Here is a 20,844-nt window from a genome sequence, read left to right on the forward strand (position 1 = left end):
GCTGCGGGGGCGAGCGCAACTAGGGCCTGGCGAGATGGAAGTTAGAAGCGCAGGTGGATGAGTTGCGCGACGGCTAGCGCGAAGAGGCCAGCGCCTACGTCATCGAGCATGATGCCGGTACCGCCGTGGAGGCGTTCGAGTTGGCGGATTGGAGGGGGTTTGAGGATGTCGAAGAAGCGGAAGAGAAGGAGTGAGAGCGCGGCGTGTTGCCAGTCGGCTGGGATGGCGATGAGGGCGATAAGCTGGCCGGCGACCTCGTCGATGACGACGTGGCCGGGATCTTCGCGGCCTGATTCGTTGGCGACGATGGTTGCTGCGGGGATACCGACGAGCGTGGCGAGAGTCGCGGCAATGGTGGTGCCGACTGCGAGTGCGATTGGAGCCGGGTGGAGGATGTGGGCAGCGGCGTACCAGAGGAGGACTGCTGAGATGCTGCCATAAGTGCCGGGGCCGGGCTTCAGCAGGCCTGCTCCGAAGAAGGTGCCGACAGCCCACGCCCAGAGGGTCTTTGTTTCGGACGGAGGATGAGTCTGGATGTTGGAGTTCGCCACTAGTTCACGTCGTCGTCGTTCTGGCGATTGTGCTTGTTGGAACGGGCCAGCTCTTCGAGCAGATCGGGATCCTGGATGGGCGTGGAGATCTTGTAGTCGCCGCTGGCCCATTTGCCGAGATCGATGCGGCGGCAGCGATCGGAGCAGAAGGGGAAGTCTTCGCCTGTAGCAAGGACGATGTTACGGCAGGTGGGGCAACGGAGGGTTTTGAGTTTCGGGTTGGCGGCTTTCGACATAACAGAATTAGTTTAATACTTTTGGTCTGCAAGAAGACGTGGCGAAGTGTGGGGAGTTGAGCCTGGAGATACGTCTAAAAAGGGTAGAGGTCTTTATGCGCTGGGTTCGTAGCGTTCACAAGATGAAGTTGGGCGTATGGTGCTTCGGTTTCTTGCTGATGTTTCAGGCCTTCGGGGGGAGAGCAGCAGAGGCTGAAACTCATGGTCAAGCCATTACGGAGTTGCAGCCGCTGCCGGGAGGCATTACGTTGCCCGTCGCCATGGGGCGAACGCTTCGCGCCGGAAAGACGAGGCCTGGAACCGCCTTTCAGGTGAAGACGACGCAGCGTGTGCCGGTCTCGGAGACGGCCTATCTGAAGCGGGGAGCCGTGGTGCGTGGAGAGGTGGTTGCGTCGGACGCCGGAGATGGATCGGCGCTGCATCCGTCGACGCTGACGATCCGGTTTACGCAACTGAGCTATGGAGGCAGGACGGTTCCTTTGATGACGCGGGCGGTTGCGATTGCGAACCTGATGGTTGTGGACGATACGTTTCTGCCGGCGACGGGAAGTACGGACCGCGGAAATTCGAATCCGGCGAGCTGGACAACGAGGCAGGTTGGGGGCGACGAGGTTGCGCGGTCGGGCTGGGTGGGGCCTGTGGTCGGCAGCGGGACGCGAACGGTGGGGAGTGCGGACTACTACGGTGTCTACAGTCTGCCGGCGAAGCTGGAGGGAGCCAATGGCGCGTTGGTGCCGCGCGCGATGGGCGTGTTTTCGACGACTGCTGAAGGACTTTACGGATTCGATCAGGGGGCTCAGCTGTCTTCGTCTGGGGGATTGATTACGATCACCGATGCTAAGGGACGCGCCGTGATTCGGGATGGAGATCATCTGCTGCTTGAGGTGGTGGCGGGTCGATGAGTGAGCTTCGACTGGTGAGTTAGACGTCCAGATCACTGCGCGAAGAATCTATTCGAGGATGCGGGCGACTACGTCGTAGTCGTGGGACTCGGTGATCTCGGCGCGGTAGAAGGTGCCGGGGACGAGGGTTTCGTGCGGGCCGAAGTCGTTGATGAAGACCTTGCCGTCGATCTCGGGGGCGTGGAGCGAGGTGCGGCCCTCCCAGAGGAGTTCGGTCTCTTCGGATTCGCCTTCGACGAGGAGGTCGATCTCGCGGCCTACCCATTCGGCTTTGGATTTGGTGCTGATCTTCTGCTGGAGCTTCATCAGCTTGCGGCGGCGGGCCTGGATGGTACGGTTCGGGACTTTGGTGTCGTCGGCGAGGTTGAACGCTGCGGCGCCCTCTTCGTCGGAGTAGGTGAAGACGCCAAGCCAGTCGATCTTCGCGGCGGTGATGAAGGCTTCGAGCTCTTTGTAGTCAGCCTCGGTTTCGCCGGGGAAGCCGACGATGAAGCTGGTACGGATGACGATGCCGGGGACGATGCGGCGGGCCTTGGCGATGAGGTCAAGGAAGATCTGCGCGTTGCCGCCGCGCTTCATCGTCTTGAGTACGCTGGCGCTCGCGTGCTGGAGGGGCACATCGAGATACTTTGAGATGGTGTCGTGCGTGGCCATCGTCTCGAGCAGGCGCGTCGTGACCTTGTTCGGATAGGTGTAGAGGAAGCGCAGCCAGCGGAGGCCGGGGAGTACGGCGAGGGCGTCGAGAAGTGTTGCGAGGCCGTCGGTGAAGCCGAGGTCTTCGCCGTAGCAGGTGGTATCCTGGCCGATGAGTGTGATCTCGCGGACGCCTTGCTTGATGAGGTTTTCGGCCTCGGCGATGATCGACGACATGCGGCGCGAACGGAACTTGCCGCGAAGCTGCGGGATGATGCAGAAGCTGCAGGGATGGTCGCAGCCTTCGGCGATCTTGATGTAGGCGGACGCGCGGGGGGTGGTGAGGATGCGTGGGGTGGCGTCGTTGTAGAGGTACTCGGGGAGGGCTGCGGCGGCTCCGCCCCATGACTCGCGGGAGAAGCGCCCCTGCTGCTGACGGAGGTCGCCTTCGGGGCGGCTGGTGTTGCCGGGGTCGATTCCAACGGGCAGGTGCGCGATGTGGTCGCCGGCGTGGTTCAGAGGCTCGTCGCCGTGGGTGGTGCCGGTTTCGGCGAGAGACTGGACGATGCGGAGCTGGGGGGCGATCTCGCGGTCGTGTTCAGGGTCGGCGAGTGGGCGGGAGTGCTGCGAGACGGCGCTGGGGGCGCGGTCGATCAGATTCTGTCCTGCCTGCTGCATGCTGGTCGCTTCGAGTTGCGCGACCTCGCCGTCGGTCTGGGACATGCTGATGGCGTGGGTGTGGATCGTCGCCTCGGGTGTGCCCTGCGGGAGGATATTGAAGGGAGAGTTATTGTTCGCGTGGCCGCTTGGGGTGAGGCCTGCTGCGGCGAGGATGGCTTCGAGCTCGCCGGTGCCGACGACGGCGTCTACCTCGGGAATGTTCTTCTGGATCTCGTCGCGGTAGCGCTCGACGAGGCAGCCGGCGACGACGATGCGCTGGGCCTTGCCGCCGAACTGACGCTTGTGCTGGACCATCTCGAGGATGGTGTTGACTGACTCCTGCTTGGCCGAGTCGATGAAGCTGCAGGTGTTGATGACGATGATCTCGGCGTCTTCGGCGCGCGGAGTGAGCTCAGCTCCATTGTGGTGGAGGAGGCCCATCATGACCTCGGAGTCGACGAGGTTTTTGGGGCAGCCGAGGGAGACGAAGCCTACCTTGGGGCGAGGCGCAGCAGCCTGGAGGGGTTCGGCTTCGATGGTTGCCTGATTGGTCACAGTCTTATAGTGTACCAACTTTTGCCTGCTTCCTGCGCGATCTGCCGGTATCTCCCACCCTGCGTTTTGATGTCAAAGTCTTCATTCTTTTCGGGTTAAGCGTGTACATGGACTTGCGCCGAGGAGCCAAAGTCCTAATTTTATTGAGAGCGCCGTTGCAAACTATTCATTCTGCTTGGGTTGTATGCCTTCGGAGGCTAACTTTTTGTTTGCGAGAAAGTCTCGGGATTTATCCCGGCGCTTTTCACCCTCTTTCAGGATAGCTGTTGGGGTAGAACTAATGCGCCACGCGGATCTTCTTTTTTATGAGCTAGATAGGGTCGAATGGGGCTTGACAGCGTGGATTGGGCGTAAAAAGTGTCTGGCTTGCGCTTGGAAGGCTATTCGGCGGGTGGAGTTTCGTCGACGACCTTGTAGGTGGGAGGAACGGCGAAGACGGAGGCGTCAGGTTCGTGGCGTACTACGTTGCTAACGGCTACGATCTGCTCGCCGGTGCGAGGGTCGTTGTGTTTGATGATCATGTAGATGGAGAGATCGGGCGAGTACCAGTACTCATCGACGATGACGATGTCGTGGCCGGTGCCACTCATGGTGGCGGGGATAGTGTGGGACTTGCGAATGCCGGTGAGCGTGAGGCCGCCGAGGGGCTGGGTGCCGATGTCTTCCTGCTTGAAGTAGGGATCGTTGACCGGAGTGCGGGAGGGTACGGCGTTTGTCGGGGCTGCGGGAGGCTGAGCGAGGATGGTCTCTCGGGCGAGGCGCTCGTAGGGGTTATAGAAGATGCTGAGGCGGCTTGATGGGTCGTAGATGTGAGCGGAGAGGAGCTGAGGTTCGCCCTTGAGGTTGGTGGGGACGAGCTGGCGACGCTCGTTGTAGATGCGTCCCGAGGAGGAGCGGGCGATATGGGCGGAGGTGGTGCGGGTGTTCACGGAGCCGTCGGGGAGGTTCTCGTGCGAGAGGATGTCGATGGTGGCGCTGAACGGGGCGTTGGGGACGGGTGTGACAAAGATGCCGGGAACGAAAACCTGGACTCCGCGATAGTCGCGGGGCATCTGCTGCTGGTTTTGTGCGTGGGCGGGGATCGCGAGAAGAAGACTGACGACAGCGTGGCCGGAACGGAAGCAGCGCATGAGTGACCTCCCGATGAGCATGAGGATAGCGCAAATGGTGTGGATGGACAGGTGAATTTTGAGGTAAGCGGGGATTCTTGCAACTCAATGAGTGACTCGGCCTGAATGCGTCGACTGAAATCCGCACCGGGTATTTGGTGGATGTGAACCGACATTCCGGACCGGATCAAATTGGTTGATCCGATCCGACGACGATTAATGGCCGGTTTGCGCGTCAAGGATCAACTTCACCAGATGACCGAATTGTGCCCGGTTCTCGCTAGCTGGCGACGCTCGGTTCGCAATTTCCGTAATGGTCTTGGCATCCTTGACCGGAGGATCGTTGTCCGTGCGATGCACGATGACCATGTCCAGGGTCGGAATGATGAAAATGTAATGAGCCCCGTTGCCCCGCGCGGAATAGATTCCGGGAAGCGAGACTTCCGGGAAGTGAACACCGCCGTAATCCACCCACCAGAGATACTCATAACCGCCGTGATCCGCGCCATCGGACTTCACCATCTCATTGGCGTGACTGCTTTTTTCGATCCAAGCTTCTGGCACGATCTGTTTTCCGTTCCATCGACCATGACGGAGATAGAGCAAGCCGAAACGCGCCATATCGCGCGCAGTAATCTCAAAATGATAAGCGGGATGGATGGAAAGTGGTCCACCAAAATAGAAGACGTCGTCTGGTCGAAAGTCCTGCATGCCGATGGGCTTGGCGATGCGCTCATAAAAGGCCTGGCCAATCTTCAAGCCAGTCTTTTTTTCAAAGATCGTGCCTAGGACATTAAAATCCCAGTTGTTGTAATACCAGAACGTTCCTGGCGCGTGACTCCCGCGGGCCGGCCGGCTCTTCTGCATGGACGCAGTTTCAAAATCGACGAGGTGGTACACACCCGAACGTGCGCGCAGCAGATCCACGACGCGCGCCTGCTTTTCTTCTTTAGTTAGCGGATCGGGAGAATCGTCGATGCCGAGCTGTTCAAGGGTCTGATTGACGTCAATGACGCCTTCAGCCGAGTAAATTCCATAAAGAGCGCTCAGTAGGCTCTTTCGGATGGAATAGCAGTCAATCTTTTTGTCGAAGTCTCCCCACTGATCGACAACCTCTCCGCCCTGAACAATCATGACCGCGGAGGTGTGGATCGAATCGGTCTCGGCGAATTGACGCGCGGCGAGAAGCTTCTGTTTTGACCAGCCTGACTTTTCGAGCGACGCGACCTGCGGCCAGGATGAACCAGGGAGGCTTTCTGGTGATTTTCCTGTCGCCGATTGCCCAGAGGCATATGACGGCAGAACCAGCACAGCGCAAAGGAGAAACGAGTTCAGAGATCGGATCACGAAGCACCTCCTGGAGTTTGAAGCGATTCTTTGGTCAATCCGTCATTGCGATGTTCATGGTTAACGGGCGATTTCCCGTCATCGTCCATCCTTGATGGTAGTACACGCTGAGATAGCGAAGGTGAATTTTCCCCTTATAGCTATCCCGTCAACCGCAGCCCGGAAAACCAACCCGGTCGTGTAGCAACTTCAGAGAAACGATACACGTTTGTTTCGTCCTGGCAGGGCCGTTCTTAAGGACGCATTCGGAATTTCCCCAACACGTGCCTGCGATTTGGGGATTGGCCACCGACAATCTAATATCGAGACCCTTTCTGCGTTCCCAGTGGATTGTCCGCGATCCAGAAGTTATCACTCCGTTGTCCCAGTTGGTGCTAAATCGCCAACGCACTCAGCCAGGGCTTCGACAGCTGCGGGGCAGGAGATACTGACGCTCGCACTGAGGCCCAACTGCGGGCAATCCGGAGATGATCGTCCGGTTGCCCGTCAAGAGTTCTTTAAGCAAGGCCGTTGCGGGCGATGACCTCGCGGTAGAAGTGCGCGCTAGTTTTGGGTGTGCGCTTCTGGGTAGCGAAGTCGACGTAGTGGATGCCGAAGCGGTAGGCGTAGCCGTCGGCCCACTCGAAGTTGTCCATCAGGCTCCAGAGGAAGTAGCCGCGGACGGGAACGCCCTCTGACACGGCGCGGTGAAGCTGCGTGAGGTAGTTGCGGAGATACATGACGCGATCGGAGTCGTACACATGACCGTCCGGTGTGAGGACGTCGGTCGAAGAGGCGCCGTTTTCGGTGATGTAGATCTCCTTGATGTTCCAGAGCTGCGCGGCGAGCTTCGGTCCCCAGTAGAGCGCCTCGGGACCGACGTGCAGCCAGGGGCTCATCATGTGCGGGTAGGATTCGGGCGAGGGGATGCGAGCGAAGCCGGCCGGGGAGTCGTCGGCACGGACGTAGGTGGGGGTGTAGATGTTGAGACCGACGAAGTCGACCGGTGTGCCGATGGCCTTCATGTCGGCGTCGGTAAACTTCGGCGCGTCGGCTCCGGCGTGTGCGAGGTAGGCGTCGGTGTAGCGGCCCTCCATGATGACGGTGAGATAACCGGCGTTAACCTCGCGCATGGCTTTGGCTGCAGCGGCGATGTGCTCTGGCGTTTCGATGATGGGGACGCAGGCGCTGGCGTTCTCGGCGAGACCTACTTTGGTGCCGGACTTTGCATGGGCGCGGATGGCTTGCACTCCGAGGCCATGGGCAAGCACCGCGTGATGACGAACCTGGTTGACGCCAGCGGGTGGAAGCGTGAGGCCTGGGGCATGGCGAGGCGAGGCGTATCCGCTGACGAAGGAGCTCATCTCGTTGAGCGTCATAAAGTGCTTGACGCGGTCGGAGAGATGCTCGGCGACGTAGCCTGCGTAGTTGGCGAAAGCCTCGGAGGTGTCGCGCGACTGCCAGCCGCCCTTGTCTTCGAGCGCCTGCGGGAGATCCCAGTGGTAGAGCGTGCAGTAGGGTTGGATGTCGGCTGCGAGCAGCTCATCGACGAGGCGATGGTAGAAGTCGAGGCCTTTGGGATTGGGTGTGCCTGTGCCCTGAGGGAAGACGCGTGGCCATGCGACCGAGAAGCGGTAGGTCTTGAGGCCGAGCGCCTTCATCAGCTGCACGTCTTCTTTGTAGCGATGGTAGTGGTCGTTGGCGACGTCGCCGGTGTCTCCGTTTTTGATCTTGCCCGGGATGTGGGAGAAGGTGTCCCAGATCGAGGGGCCACGGCCGTCTTCGTTGACGGCACCTTCCACTTGATAGGACGCTGTAGCGGATCCCCAGAGGAAGCCTTTTGGAAAGGCTCGCGCAGCAGGTGCGGAGGGAGCGACTTCGCCGGAGGCCGGTGTGGCGATGGTTGTGAGTGCGGTGGGGGCGAGTGCGGCAGATCCGAGCAGACGGGCGAAAGTGCGGCGGCTAAATCGATTGAGCAAAATAGACCCTCGTGAAGATGCCAAAAATTGTAGCTGCTTCAAACAAGAGATGACAACGACGGCGAGTGAAAAAGATTTGCGACGATTTGTCGCGAAGTTTTGCACCAGATGGAGATAGCGGTGCGAGCACAGTTCGTGTTTGAAGTGGTAAACTAGCTCATGTGCCGGGTCCTACGCGACGTAATCCCGCCAACCCCGCCAGGTCCGGAAGGAAGCAACGGTAACGGGTCATTACGGGCGCAGTAGGTCGCCCGGTGCACAATCTTTCCCTGCTTCTACTTTCGCCGCAGCCTCTCGCAATGGCGCAGTAGGTCGCCCGATGCACTATCCCTCCTCCTTCTTTTCCCGCTCAGGACATTTGTGAGATTCGCCAATCCCGAAGGGCGAGGTGTGTCTTTTTTGGGTCGCTGCTCGTCAATGAACTCGTCAGGGGAACGTGACACGCGTACGCTTCTCAGAGAGAATGGTCCGACGGTGAACGACGGTTCATTTGAAAACGGGTTTATCTTTTATTGCTTTGACACTAGATGAGGTGAGAGTTTGAGTTTGACGTTGAGACCGCAGACGCGGGTACGCGCGAAGATCAGTTCAGTAGGGGCGTATGTTCCGCCGCGTTTGTTGACCAATGCGGATCTGGAAAAGATGGTCGCAACCAACGACCAATGGATTACCGAGCGGACGGGAATTCGTGAGCGTCATATTGTGGAGGCGGGTGTCGCGACCAGCGATCTGGCGGTGGAGGCGGCGAAGAAGTGTCTTGCGGCTCGCGGCATCGAGGCCAGTGAGCTGGAGGTGATCATCGTCGCGACGGTGACGCCCGATATGTTCTTTCCGGCGACGGCGTGCCTGGTGCAGGACAAGCTCGGTGTAAAGGGAGCATGGGGGTTCGATCTTTCGGCAGCCTGCTCGGGATTTCCCTATGCGTTGCAGGTGGGGGCGAAGCTGGTCGAGAGCGGGATGCACAAGAAGGTGATGGTGATCGGAGCGGATGTGATGAGCTCGATCATCGACTACACCGACCGGGCGACCTGCGTAATCTTCGGCGATGGCGCTGGCGCGGTGCTGCTCGAGCCATGCGAAGACGGAGAGATCGGGCTGGTCGACTACTGGCACGAGATCGATGGCTCTGGTGCGGCAGCGCTGAATATGCCGGGTGGGGGAAGTTTGAATCCGCCGACTGCGGAGACGGTCGCAGCGAAGATGCATTATGTCCATCAGGATGGGCAGGCGGTGTACAAGTTTGCGGTGCGCAAGATGGCGGAGGCCGCGGAGATCATCCTGACGCGCAACGGCGTGGAAGGGAAGGACCTTGGCTGCTTTATTCCGCATCAGGCGAATAAGCGGATCATTCTTTCGACGGCGGAGCGACTGGGCATGCCGGAGGAGTCGGTGATCATCAACATCGACCGGTACGGCAACACCACGGCGGCTACGATCCCCATGGCGATGCAGACGGCGCTTGAAGAGAAGAGGTTGAAGAAGGGCGATCTCGTTCTGCTGGCTAGTGTTGGAGCTGGCTTTACCGTGGGAGCCACTTTGTTGCGGTGGGAGTTTTAAGAGGCTGTCCAGAAACTGTCCTGCCGGACGGGCCCACTGCGCGGAGCGCGGTCACTTCGTGACGTGTGTACTTTGTCTTGGCGAGGCTAGCTGCTTCGGTCCTCCCGTTGGTCGGAGGAGAAGTTGATTCCGACCAACGGGAGGACCGGGCGAAGCTTTAAAAAGGCGTGTGAACGCCCGCTCCACGCGCAGTGGGCCCGTCCGGCAGGACAGTTTCTAAAGCACGGGATCTAAAAGATTTTTGAGCGGGTGAGGGCGGAGATGCTTCACCCGTTTTCATTTAACCTCTGATTTTTGTCCGTCCCAGGTTTCAGGGATTTTTTCTTGCTTAATATATCTTTTAGATATATATCTTGGAGCTATGAAGATCGAAGGCGGTTCGACTCCCAATGCTTTGCTTGGACTTCTGAGCCTGAGGCCGATGTCCGGATACGACATTCGCCAGATGGTCGCTCAATCCATCGGGCACTTCTGGAGCGAGAGTTATGGACAGATCTATCCAGGGTTGAAGCGCCTTGCGGCAGCGGGTTTGATCGAGAAGAAGACCGAGCGCAACAAGGGAAAGCCTGACCGAAACCTGTATTCGCTTACGGCAGAGGGACGAGAACGGCTGCAGGAGTGGCTGAAGATTCCGGTCTCCGAGGAGGTGGCCAGGAACGAATTGTTGTTGAAGCTCTTCTTCGGCGCGCATGTCTCGACGAGCGTCAATCGGGAGCATGTGATCTCGAACATGGAGTTTCATCAGCGGGCGCTGAAGGTGTACACGGCGACGGCGAAGCAACTGCGGCAGGACGAGGCGAATGATCCTAATCTGCCGTACTGGTTGATGACGTTGAACTACGGACGACATTACAGCGTAGCGATGTCGAAGTGGTGCAGGGAGACGCTGGCGGAGTTGGATGAGATAGAGAGCAAGGAAAAAAGGAGGCGGTGATGCATGCACTCGATCCGTTGTGGGTAAAGATCTTTCTTGCGATTCATATTGCTGCGGGGGCTTCGTCGTTTCTACTTGCTCCCGTTGCGCTGGCTACGGCGAAGGGCGGCAAGCAGCATAAACGCTGGGGGAAGGTTTACCTGTGGTCGATGGGGATCGTTGCGGCGACTGCAATCCCTATGGCGTTCTTCTTCCCGGTGCGGTTTCTGGCACTGGTGGCGGTGTTCAGCTTCTACTTTGCGTTTTCGGGATTTCGCGTTCTGCGGCTGAAGGAGTTGGCGCGCGGCGGTAGCGCAGAGTCCATCGACTGGATTGCGGGCGTCGTTACCTTTGCGACGAGCGCGCTGCTGGCGTGGCTGTCGTGGTTCCGTCCCGCATCCATTGAGGTGATTCCGCTGGTGGGCGTGGTTTTCGGATTTATCGGAATGAGAGGCGCGGCGACTCAGTTGCTCTCGTTCGTGCGCAAGCCGAAGGAGAAGATGTTCTGGTGGTACACGCATCTCGGAAATTTTATTGGAAGCTACATCGCAGCGTGGTCCGCCTTCAGCGTGGTCACGCTAACGCGAGTCATTGGCAATCACTGGTACGTGTGGTTGTGGCCGACGATGATCGGAGTGCCTGCAATTATTCTGACCACGGCGTACTACCAGCGTAAGTTCGCTCCGCGGGCGAAGGCTGTGACGTAAAGGCTTGAGCTTAGGCGGTGGTGTTAGAAGGCTTGGCGAGGCCTCGAGAGCGGGGGTGGACGGCACGCGAGGTCTTATAGAGCTTCCAGAAGGCGAAGGCGCAGCTTGCGAGAATCCCGGTCCAGATGACGACGAGAACAGGGGTCGCGTACTTGTCGGAGAGATTGTTCCAGAGATGGAGGATGTGCCGTCCGTAGTGGATCCCAAGCCAAGCCGCAACCGTGTGCCGCAGGCATCGGCTGATAATGAAGGTGGTGAGAAATTTTCTGCGCGACATATTCAGCGCGCCAGCCGCGAGGACGAAGGGGCTAAGCGGCATCGGCGGTGGCAGGATCGCCGGCAGGGCTACGGAGAGGATGGCGTGGTTTTCCATCCATTCACAGACGCGCTTGAAGGCACGAGGTGGAACGTGCTTTTCGAGGAAAGCCATGCCTCCGGACTGGCCTACCTGGTAGCTGAACCATCCACCGAGTCCTGAGCCTATTGTTGCGAGCAGGATCAAGAGAAACCAGCTTTGATGCTGCGCGGAAAGCACGATGATCATGATGTCGGTGATGCCGGGCAGAGGGAGCGGAACGAAGGAGCTGTCGACGATCGAGACCAGGAAGACGCCGAAGAGGCCGAAGCTGAAGAGCAGATGGAGGAACGGACTGCGCGCGCGGTGTGCTGCGGCAGCCGTCTGCGCTGCTGCGGCGAGGCTCTTGGATAGGGTCATGGCAGCTGCGCGCAGGCTCATAGAGATTAAGACGCGACCCAGGGAGGAGAAGTCGCTGAAATTCTAAAAGATTGGTTGAGCCGCGAGTATAACAGAGGACTTACAGAAAGCGGAGATCGGGCAGCGCGGGAAGAACATCAACCTCCGCGGCGTACTGGCGAAAGAGTTTGATGGCACGCATGCAATCCGTATTCAGAACATAGTGGATGTTGCTGGAAAGATAGTGGCGGATGACGGCGGGGCTGAGGTTGATTCGTGGAGTCCACTCTTCGACCAGATCTTCGATGTGCAGGAGGCCATGATTGCGCGAGGCTTCAAGGTCTTCGACGAGTTGAGCGGCGGAGAGGCGAGGGGCGCCGAGGGACTCTGGCCGCACGGCCCAGACTGCGGCAACCCAAGGTACGTTGGTGCGGATGTGCCACTCGCGAGCGAGATCAAACCACTGGCACGGGCCAACCGCCGCTTCGATCTGCTCCCGGTGTTCGAGGGCGAGCAGGGCAGGATCACCGATCAGGATGGCAGCATCTGCCTGCTGCAACATTGCGATGGGGTCGGCGGGCGCGGGATGAAACGTGGGAGAGTTGTTGGCGAACTTACGAAAGAGGATCTCGGCGTAGGCGAGCGAACTGCGGGAGGCGGTGTCGGCCGAGACCGTCTTCACCGTGCTGAACGTGTGAGGAGATTTGACGATGAGCTGAATGGAGCGAACTTCGTTCAGCGAAGCGATGGTGCAGCCAGGGACGACGGCAAGCTCCGGCGTGAGCGCTGCGATCGGGATAAGGCCGAGGTCGGCGCGGCATGCGAGAAGTTCGGCGGCGCACTGCGAGGGCTGGGTGTAGTGCAGCGAATAGCGCTGTGCCAGCTCCTGCGCGAGAGGTGCGTGCTCGAAGTCCCACATCAGCGGTGCGGGGTTGAGAAAGTTGATGGCAGCGACACGAAGCATGGAAGATGAAGACGAAGTGTTCAAAGGACTAGTTTATTGGATGTGGAGGAGGCGTGCTCGATGCTGAGGCGAGTGGTGGGTTTTTATCAGGATGAACAGCAGCACTGGGCGACCCAGCTGGACTGCGGTCATGGGCAGCATGTGCGGCATGATCCCCCGTGGACGGTGCGCGAATGGGTGACGACGGAAGAGGGAAGGGCTGCGCGAATCGGGAGTTTGATGGAGTGCAAGAGGTGCGATGAGGAGGAAAAATAGCAGGTTGGTAGTAGGATTCTCGCGAGACTGCACAGTTCATTCGGAAGGGAGCAGAAAGAATGGATGGATTGTTGAAAGCTGGCCGCCTCTTCTTTGCCATCGCAATGGCCCTCTTCGGCGTGGAGTATTTCATCTATGTCGCAGGGTTGAAGGGCCCGATCCCTGGCCCTCCGTGGATACCGGGGTCGCACGCGGTAGCTGTGCTGACCGGTGCCGCGCTGATCGCGGTTGCGGTCTGCATCGTGACGGAAAAACTGGCGCGGCTGGCGGCGGCGCTTTTGGGTGTTGCTCTGTTTTTGTACGTCCTGTTTCTGCAACTCCCCAGGCTCATCGCGCAGCCGCATAGTCCCGATCCCTGGACCAGCGGCTTCGAGCTTCTGGCTTTGATGGGTGGCGCCTTCGTGCTGGCCAGGATCGAGATTCCGGACGGGCTCAGGCTTGAGCCGACCAACAAGGTCTTGTCACATTTAGCCATCTTCGGGCGCGTCGGGTTTGCTCTCGCGCTTGTGGTCTTCGCCGTGCAGCATTTCCTGTATGCGAAGTTTGTGGCGACAATTGTCCCCGCATGGATTCCCGCGCGCCTCTTCTGGTCGTACTTTGTCGGAGTGGCGTTTGTCGCAGCTGCTCTGGCGATCGTTACCAGGCAGATGGCGCGGACTGCCTCAATCCTGTTGGGCACAATGTTTTTTATCTGGGTCGTTATACTTCACGTGCCCCGCGTCGCAGCCCAACCGCGCAATGGCGACGAATTCACTAGCCTTCTAGTTGCATTGGCGATGAGTGGCGCGTCTTTTATTCTTGCGGAGAGTTTCGCACCCGACCTCGTCGCGTGAGATGCGATACAGTGACGGTGAGCCTCTGTCAGCGCTGATTCTTGAGAATCGTCGAGGGCGGAGGCTTGCGAAGCATACCGATGAAGAGGACGATGAATGGCTTTGGCGCAGCAGGATGCAGCAGTAGTAAAGGAACAGGCACGTTTGGCATGGGTGGCATTGACGCTGACGCCGGGAATGGGACCCACACGAATCTGGAAGGCGATGAATCGGCTGGGCGCAGCGGAGCGGGTGCTTGAGGCTTCGCTTACCGAGCTGGAAGGCGCGGGGATGCCGGCGCAGTCTGCGCAGTTTGTCTTCGAAGGCAAAGCGAAGGCAGCGGCTGAAGACGAGTTGAAGCGTGTAGGCGAAGCCGGCGGCAGTATATTGACGCCTGAAGACGAGGCCTACCCTGAACGGCTGCGTGAGATCTACGATCCTCCGTCGGCGCTCTGGATCCGCGGCGAGGTCTCTCTGCTGGCGCGGCCGGGAATTGCGGTCGTGGGAACGCGACAGCCGTCGCCGTACGGAGCGGGGATGGCGGAGCTGCTCTCGCGTGACCTGGCGAATCGGCGGATGGTGATCCTCAGCGGCATGGCTCGTGGCGTCGATACTGCCGCGCACAAGGGCGCGATCGAAGCTGGTGGAAAGACCGTCGCGGTGTGGGGCACGGGCATCGACGTCATCTATCCCAAAGAGAATAAGAAACTGGCGGAGCAGATCGTCGCGACCGGGGGGACAATCGTCAGCGAGTACCCGCTCGGAACATTTCCTGCGCCGCAGAACTTTCCTATTCGCAACCGGATTCTGAGTGGAATGAGCGTCGGCGTGCTGGTCATCGAAGCCGCCGAGTACAGCGGAACCAGAATTACGGCGCGGTGCGCGATGGAGCAGAATCGCGACGTTTATGCCGTCCCCGGGAACGTGACGAACAAGAACGCATGGGGGCCTAACACCCTGATAAAACAGGGGGCTAAGCTGACGGCTACCTGGGAGGACATCTGGGAGGATCTGCCATCGCAGATCAGGCTGGCCCTGGAGGACGAGCAGGCAGCAGCCGGAGGCGGCTCTGAATCGAAACCGGGAGGTGCTGCATCTCTATTTAACGATACGCCGCTTCCCGAGCACGAAAAGATCGTCTTCGAAAAGCTGCGGCACGATGAGTCGACGCAACTGGACGAGCTGATCGAACAGTTGGAGGCAGAGTTGGGATCCGCAGAGATCTTTACCGCGCTGTTCGAACTGGAGCTTGCAGGACGCGTTCGGCAACTGCCCGGAAAAAATTATGTGCGAGCGTTTTGAGTCTCAGTGGCAAGGTTGATTCCTGCGGCGAAGTGGATGCCGCAAACATAAACGTAAGCTCAGAGTTTCGTTCGACTTGGCGAGTTATCCACAGCGTGGGTCGGCTTGTCAGTTTGAGTTGCTGTGCTATGACCTTCTCAGTCCGATTTCGTCAGTTGAGGAATCATGGCGAGATGACGTGTTTGCAGAACTCGTGTTAGGTTCGCAATGGAATAAGGATGTGTGGAACGTTTTGCCTCGGCAATGCGTTCTGGTGGATGAAGGGAACAAATGGGTAAATCATTAGTTATCGTCGAATCGCCGGCGAAGGCGAAGACGATTGGGAAGTATCTCGGCAGCGACTACGTGGTGGAGGCCTCGATCGGCCACATCATGGACCTGCCGAAGAACGACATCGGCGTAGAGCTGAAGAGGCGGACGTTCGAGCCGACGCTGATTGTGTCTCCAGGTAAAGAGAAGGTGGTGGATCGGCTGAAGAAGCTGGCGTCGAAGGCGGACATGGTCTACCTTGCGCCGGACCCCGACCGCGAAGGCGAGGCGATTGCCGCGCATCTCTCGATTCAGCTGCTGCCGATGATGAAGGACAAGTCGAAGGTTCGGCGTGTCACCTTTAATGAGATCACCAAAAAGGCCGTGCAGGCTGCGTTTTTGAACGCTCGCGATATTGATGAGGATCTGGTGGATGCGCAGCAGACGCGGCGCGTGCTGGACCGGCTGGTGGGTTATCAGGTCTCTCCGCTGCTCTGGGACAAGGTTCGGCGCGGGCTTTCGGCGGGACGTGTGCAAACCGTCGCGCTGCGGCTGATCGTCGAGCGCGAGCAGGAGATTAATGACTTCAATCCAGTGGAGTACTGGACCATCGATGCACAGCTTGAGCCGACTGCGAATAAGCAGAGCTTTACGGCACGGTTTGTCGGTGTCAATGGCGTTCCCGCCCGTGTTGCAAACGGAAAAGATGAAGAGGGCAAAGAGCTCTTTCTGTCGAACGCGCTGCCTGATCACGAGGCGGTAGACGAGGTTGTCAGCGAGCTGAAGGTTGCAAAGTGGAGTGTTCGCTCGGTTGAGAAGAAGGAGCGCAGAAGCAATCCGAAGGCTCCGTTCACGACCAGCAAACTGCAGCAGGATGCTGCCGGTCGTCTCGGCTTCAACGTACGACGCACGATGGGCGTGGCGCAACGTTTATATGAGGGAGTAGAGATTGGCTCCGAGGGCACGGTCGGTCTTATTACCTACATGCGTACCGACTCCACCCGTGTCAGCGCAGATGCGATTGCAGAGGCTCGCGAATTTATTGGCAAGCTGGGCGCGAAGTATCTGCCCGCAACCCCTAACGAGTATCTCGGCAAAAAACAGGTTGAGGCACAGGACGCACACGAGGCCATCCGGCCGACAAGCGTGAAGTACACGCCGGACTCGATCCGGAAGTATCTGAGTGACGAGCAGTACAGACTCTACAAGCTGATCTGGCAGCGCTTTGTCTCGAGCCAGATGACGCCAGCGGTCTTCGACCAGACGACTGTGGATATCGTCGCGCAGGCGAAGCTCGCCTACGACTTCCGCGTGACCGGCAGTGTGTTGAAGTTTGAGGGGCACCTGAAGTTCGAAGAGGAAGACAAGCGCGCTCGCCAGGCAGCCAAAGATAAGGCCGCGAAGGAAGAGGCGTCCGCAAAGCCAGTTGTAGATGCAGGGGCAGCCGCGCAGGCAGGAAGTGAAGAAGAGGATGAGGCAGAAGCAAGGTTGCCGGAGTTGAGCAACGGCGAGGCACTGCGTCTCGAGAAGCTCGATCCGCTGCAGAAGTTTACCCAGCCGCCGCCGCGATTCAACGAAGCGAGCCTCGTGAAGACGCTCGAAGAGAAGGGAATCGGCCGGCCTTCCACCTATGCGTCCATCATTAATACGATCCAGGATCGCGACTACGTGAAGAAAATCCAGTCGAAGTTTGTGCCGACCGAGATTGGTACGGTGGTTACAAAGCTTCTGGTAAAGAACTTTCCCTACATCTTTGACACCGCATACACCGCGACGCTCGAAGGGGAACTCGACGCGGTCGAAGATGGGACGGAGCGATGGACGGATCTGCTGAGCGGATTCTACGACCACTTTGAGAAGGAGCTGAACGTCGCCAGCGACAACATGGAAGACGTCAAGCGGATGGAGCAGAAGACCGACGAGATCTGCGACAACTGCGGTAGTCCTCTCATTCTGAAGTGGGGCAAGTTCGGCAGCTTCTACTCTTGCAGCAACTTCACCAAGGTAAAGCCGATGACGATTGCGGCCGGACCCTGGAAGAAGGATCCCAAAGCTGTAACGAAAAAGGTTACAAGTGCATTCGCATTCCCGCTGATCGTGAAGGCAACGACAGAAGACGTGATTGAGTTCTCGAAGGAGGTCGGCGATGCGAAGGAGATGACTGCTGCCATCGCGCACGCTGGCGAGCACGGCAAGAAAATCACCGTCGAGCCGGTAAGTTGCGACTTCACCAAGGAGAACTTCGCGGCAAAGCCCGACCTGAGCGCCCCCGGAGCCGACGAGACGCCCGAAGAGGAGGCCTGCGATAACTGCGGACGCACGATGGTTTTGCGCAACGGCCCCTGGGGACCGTTTATGGCCTGCCCCGGTTACAACGAGGATCCGCCCTGCAAGACGATTCGCAAGCTGAACCAGAAGGTCCAGCAGAAGCCGCCGGTCCAACTGGAAGAGGCCTGCCCGAAGTGCGGCAAACCTCTGCTTCTCCGCAACGGTCAGTACGGCGAGTTCATCAGCTGCAGCGGATATCCGAAGTGCAAGTACATCAAGCAGGAGCTGCTCGACGTAAAGTGCCCGAAGGATGGCGGCGATATTGCCGTCCGCAAGACCAAGCGCGGCGATCTCTTCTACGGCTGCGTGAACTATCCCAAGTGCGACTTCGCCTCGAACCTGAAGCTGGTGAACCAGACCTGCCCGAAGTGCGACAGCGCATACGTCCTTGAGGTGGTCAACGACAAGGGCACCTACCTCGTATGTCCGAACAATCGTGAGGCGCTTCCGAAACGCCGCAAGAAGAAGGGCGCTCCGGAAGAAGAGCCGACGACTCCGCCGTGCACTTACGAGAAAAAGATTGCCGGGCCGGCTCCGATACCCGTCATCGAACGGCCCGATCCTGAGAAGACCCGGGCAGTTGTCGAGAGCGTAGCTTAACAGAAGGCAAGGGAACGACGAGATGCGCTGTGGAGGACTCCTGGACCGGTCAGCGCGCCTTCGCGTGATCCAAGCCTGAAAACTCGGTAGTGGGTCAGTTTGGACTCGAGCGAACGTGGTAATACTGCCGCGTGGTTTCCACGATGACACCGGCTAATGCATAGGTTGCGGCATTTGCAATCAGGACGAAGTAGAAGCCCTGCGGGTGTTGGCGTGCCATCGCGATCGGGCAGGTTAGATAGACGAGAGCCCGTCCAAGGCCGCCTGTACCAAGCGGATTCGAAAGAGTCGCCGAGATATAGACTCTCCAGACGAAGACAATGATCGCGCCCACGGTGGCCCAAATGGCGATTCGGCTTTTCATGCAGCAGCTCCCTCTACCTTAGCTCCAATTATCCTCCTGACACCGCAATCTTGCAGACTGGTCGACCCGCGGGCAATCTGAAACTGCGCCAAGCCTGAAAATCCGCGACTTTCCTTTTTTGCATCGTTTCTGTTACAAATGCATCACGGCCTCACGGTTTCTTAATGTCCCCGGCAATGATCGCCGGGCGTTGGCTAACGAACGTAACTCGTTGAAAAGAATGCAGGTAGTGGACTATGGCGAAGGCAGTTTGGAATGGCCAGACACTGGCCGAAAGCGAAACCTATGAAACGGTCGAGGGAAACATCTACTTCCCCGAAGAGTCAGTAAAGCGAGAGTTTTTGAAGCCCAGTTCGACCACCTCCAGTTGCCCCTGGAAGGGCCAGGCCCGCTACTACACCATCGTGGTGGACGGCCAGGACAACCCGGATGCGGCGTGGTACTACCCCGACCCGAAGCCGGCGGCGCGCAATGTGAAGCACCACATCGCCTTCTGGCGGGGTGTCGAAGTCACGAAATAGCTAAGGTAAAAGATAAAGAAGATGGGCTAAATACCTCTCCCCATTTGCTTTAGTAAGCCTGGAGACGATCGAGTGGCAACCGGACCTGGAAACAGGTAGCTCCCGGCTTCGATTCAACCGTAACGAACCCAGAGTGCTTATTGACGATGCGCTGAACGGTGTCGAGTCCAAGTCCAAGCCCGCGGCCCGGCGCCTTGGTGGTGAAGAATGGCTCAAAGATCCGCGACTTGATCTCCGGCTCGATTCCAGGCCCCGAATCCCAGACTTCTACCAGGGCCATCTGGCCACCTTTGTGGGTCGTCAGCCGCAGCGTTCCCATATCATTCATGGCGTCGAGCGCATTTTCGATCAAGGCGGTCCAGACCTGGTTGAGTTCGCTACCGTAGGCGCTCACCGGCTCCAGACCCTGATCGAACTCAAGCTCCACCTTGACGTTTCTGAGCCGCGAGTTGAACATTACCAGCGTATTTTCAAGCGATTGCGCAAGGTCGACGTCCTGGATCGGCGCCTGGTCCATGTACGAGTAGTCCTTGATCGCGCTGATCAGGTCAAAGATGCGCACCGTGGAATCGACTACCGTCTCAGCCATACGCTCCACCCGCAGGGAGCTGGCGACCGTCGCAACGGCGACCGGAAGCACCTCAGGGCCGACGATCGCCGCGAGCTCATCGAGCAGGTCAAACGCCAGCGTCGTCTCCGACAGCGCGGGTGCGATCGTCCACGGATTGGGAACGTTATGAGCGTTGAGCCACTGAATCAGCATCTCTTCGCGATCTGTGTTCGCCAGCGGATTCTGCGAGCCCTTGGGCAGGTTGGAGTAAGCAGACATCCGCGCACGCGCATTCTTGATCCACTCGCGATACTTCTCTGTCGTCTCATCGGGCAGGCAAAGCTTGCCCATACGATACTTCTGGTCGCCATACTCGCGCAGTTCGCCGAACAGGCTGGCGGCAGAGCGTTGCGCTGCGGAGGCGGGATTGTTCAGTTCGTGGGCTAGATTCGCAGCGAGCTTTCCAAGTGCATTGAGCTTCTCGGACTGCTGCTCAATGCGGGTCACCTCGCGCACGCGGTCCAGCAACTGTGAGACGCTGCGCTGCGCCATCGATGGGATCGCGACCATCATCTCCGGAAACAGAGACTCATGAACATCGATCGCCCATACCGGACCAACCGAGTAACCTTCGCCGCCGTAGGTCTTCATGCGAGAGAAGGGCAGCTTGCCCGTCATCGAGCCGGCCCGGCCGATAAACAGCGCAGCATTCGAGTGGCGACGGCGTACCTGCACCTCTCCCTGGAGGATGAAGTTCATATTGCAGGCAGGTTCACCCTCGCGGAAGACGATGGAACGATCCTGGCCAACGCGCTCGGTCCCTTTTGTCGCAATCCAGGTGTACTCCTCGTCCGTCAGACCGTCGAGCGGAGCAATGGTGCGCAGCCCGGCGACGATATCAGCAACGGGGGACGGTTGAGCGGGAGGACCTGCCACCTGATCTGCCGAGGGAGCGGGAAGTGTCGATAGGAGGCTTTCAACGTTGTTCAAAGTGGCCATTCCTGGAGCTCCTTCTGTCGCGCTGGCGTCTGAATCGGTTCAGTTAGATCTACATCTCCATTGTTACAGAGGTTCCGC

19 protein-coding genes and 1 other RNA gene are annotated in these 20,844 nt (G+C 58.8%); 10 read left to right on the plus strand and 10 right to left on the minus strand.

Annotation, left to right across the window (positions count from 1 at the left end; all coding sequences use genetic code 11):
• Positions 1-41 precede the first annotated feature (41 nt).
• A complete protein-coding gene (locus tag RBB81_RS13650; RefSeq protein WP_348641553.1) occupies positions 42-551 on the minus strand; it encodes a phosphatidylglycerophosphatase A family protein in 510 nt (169 codons plus the stop codon).
• Positions 551-787, minus strand: coding sequence for a DNA gyrase inhibitor YacG (locus RBB81_RS13655; protein ID WP_179582537.1), 237 nt, complete (start codon positions 785-787; stop codon positions 551-553). Before RBB81_RS13655 ends, RBB81_RS13650 begins: the two co-directional genes overlap by 1 nt.
• Before the next feature lie 95 nt (positions 788-882).
• On the opposite strand from RBB81_RS13655, the gene RBB81_RS13660 reads away from it, so the two are divergent.
• Positions 883-1,689, plus strand: coding sequence for a hypothetical protein (locus RBB81_RS13660; protein WP_353071016.1), 807 nt, complete (start codon positions 883-885; stop codon positions 1,687-1,689).
• 48 nt (positions 1,690-1,737) lie between these two features.
• Here the strand turns inward: RBB81_RS13660 and rimO are convergent, their stop codons facing one another.
• From rimO to RBB81_RS13680, 4 genes are all read right to left on the minus strand, one after another.
• Positions 1,738-3,537, minus strand: a complete 1,800-nt coding sequence (rimO, locus tag RBB81_RS13665; protein ID WP_353071017.1) for a 30S ribosomal protein S12 methylthiotransferase RimO — start codon at positions 3,535-3,537, stop codon at positions 1,738-1,740.
• Between the two features lie 380 nt (positions 3,538-3,917).
• Positions 3,918-4,667, minus strand: a complete 750-nt coding sequence (locus RBB81_RS13670) for a hypothetical protein (RefSeq protein WP_353071018.1) — start codon at positions 4,665-4,667, stop codon at positions 3,918-3,920.
• Positions 4,668-4,862: 195 nt separating this feature from the next.
• A complete protein-coding gene (locus RBB81_RS13675) occupies positions 4,863-5,993 on the minus strand; it encodes a serine hydrolase domain-containing protein (protein WP_218892341.1) in 1,131 nt (376 codons plus the stop codon).
• A 497-nt stretch (positions 5,994-6,490) separates the two neighbouring features.
• Entirely contained in the window at positions 6,491-7,951 is a 1,461-nt protein-coding gene (locus tag RBB81_RS13680; RefSeq protein ID WP_353071019.1) for a GH1 family beta-glucosidase, read from the minus strand.
• Between the two features lie 162 nt (positions 7,952-8,113).
• On the opposite strand from RBB81_RS13680, the gene ffs reads away from it, so the two are divergent.
• The 4 genes from ffs to RBB81_RS13700 all read left to right on the plus strand — a co-directional run bounded on the left by ffs (position 8,114) and on the right by RBB81_RS13700 (position 11,128).
• An RNA gene (gene ffs, locus RBB81_RS13685) (signal recognition particle sRNA small type) lies at positions 8,114-8,211 on the plus strand.
• Between the two features lie 280 nt (positions 8,212-8,491).
• Positions 8,492-9,508, plus strand: coding sequence for a beta-ketoacyl-ACP synthase III (locus tag RBB81_RS13690; RefSeq protein WP_353071020.1), 1,017 nt, complete (start codon positions 8,492-8,494; stop codon positions 9,506-9,508).
• Between the two features lie 361 nt (positions 9,509-9,869).
• Complete coding sequence (locus tag RBB81_RS13695) at positions 9,870-10,442, plus strand: PadR family transcriptional regulator (RefSeq protein ID WP_353071021.1); 573 nt, start codon at positions 9,870-9,872, stop codon at positions 10,440-10,442.
• The gene (locus RBB81_RS13700) at positions 10,442-11,128 is read left to right on the plus strand and encodes a hypothetical protein (RefSeq protein WP_353071022.1); all 687 of its coding nucleotides are present in this window, start codon (positions 10,442-10,444) and stop codon (positions 11,126-11,128) included. Before RBB81_RS13695 ends, RBB81_RS13700 begins: the two co-directional genes overlap by 1 nt.
• Before the next feature lie 10 nt (positions 11,129-11,138).
• Here the strand turns inward: RBB81_RS13700 and RBB81_RS13705 are convergent, their stop codons facing one another.
• Together RBB81_RS13705 and RBB81_RS13710 are read right to left on the minus strand one after the other, a co-directional pair.
• Complete coding sequence (locus RBB81_RS13705; protein WP_246373481.1) at positions 11,139-11,843, minus strand: YqaA family protein; 705 nt, start codon at positions 11,841-11,843, stop codon at positions 11,139-11,141.
• Positions 11,844-11,943: 100 nt separating this feature from the next.
• On the minus strand, positions 11,944-12,786 hold the full coding sequence (locus tag RBB81_RS13710; RefSeq protein ID WP_353071023.1) for a menaquinone biosynthesis protein: 843 nt from the start codon (positions 12,784-12,786) through the stop codon (positions 11,944-11,946).
• A gap of 60 nt (positions 12,787-12,846) precedes the next feature.
• Between RBB81_RS13710 and RBB81_RS13715 the strand changes: the two genes are divergently transcribed.
• The 4 genes from RBB81_RS13715 (at position 12,847) to topA (ending at position 18,332) form a co-directional block, all read left to right on the plus strand.
• Positions 12,847-13,041: a DUF3565 domain-containing protein gene (locus tag RBB81_RS13715; protein WP_353071024.1), complete on the plus strand. Its 195-nt coding sequence runs from the start codon at positions 12,847-12,849 to the stop codon at positions 13,039-13,041.
• A 59-nt stretch (positions 13,042-13,100) separates the two neighbouring features.
• Complete coding sequence (locus RBB81_RS13720; RefSeq protein ID WP_179582557.1) at positions 13,101-13,874, plus strand: hypothetical protein; 774 nt, start codon at positions 13,101-13,103, stop codon at positions 13,872-13,874.
• Positions 13,875-13,970: 96 nt separating this feature from the next.
• The gene (gene dprA, locus RBB81_RS13725) at positions 13,971-15,155 is read left to right on the plus strand and encodes a DNA-processing protein DprA (RefSeq protein WP_353071025.1); all 1,185 of its coding nucleotides are present in this window, start codon (positions 13,971-13,973) and stop codon (positions 15,153-15,155) included.
• 270 nt (positions 15,156-15,425) lie between these two features.
• The gene (gene topA / locus RBB81_RS13730) at positions 15,426-18,332 is read left to right on the plus strand and encodes a type I DNA topoisomerase (protein ID WP_353071026.1); all 2,907 of its coding nucleotides are present in this window, start codon (positions 15,426-15,428) and stop codon (positions 18,330-18,332) included.
• Positions 18,333-18,426: 94 nt separating this feature from the next.
• On the opposite strand, the gene RBB81_RS13735 is transcribed toward topA, so the two are convergent.
• Positions 18,427-18,696 carry a hypothetical protein gene (locus RBB81_RS13735; RefSeq protein WP_353071027.1) on the minus strand — a complete coding sequence of 90 codons (270 nt, stop codon included), beginning with the start codon at positions 18,694-18,696 and terminating at the stop codon, positions 18,427-18,429.
• Positions 18,697-18,932: 236 nt separating this feature from the next.
• Here RBB81_RS13735 and RBB81_RS13740 point away from each other — a divergent pair, with 236 nt between their 5' ends.
• Complete coding sequence (locus RBB81_RS13740) at positions 18,933-19,217, plus strand: DUF427 domain-containing protein (protein ID WP_158945193.1); 285 nt, start codon at positions 18,933-18,935, stop codon at positions 19,215-19,217.
• A 49-nt stretch (positions 19,218-19,266) separates the two neighbouring features.
• On the opposite strand, the gene RBB81_RS13745 is transcribed toward RBB81_RS13740, so the two are convergent.
• Positions 19,267-20,766, minus strand: coding sequence for a sensor histidine kinase (locus RBB81_RS13745; protein ID WP_353071028.1), 1,500 nt, complete (start codon positions 20,764-20,766; stop codon positions 19,267-19,269).
• Positions 20,767-20,844 lie beyond the last annotated feature (78 nt).

The organism is Tunturibacter gelidoferens (assembly GCF_040358255.1).
GTDB classification, from domain to species: Bacteria; Acidobacteriota; Terriglobia; order Terriglobales; family Acidobacteriaceae; genus Edaphobacter; species Edaphobacter gelidiferens.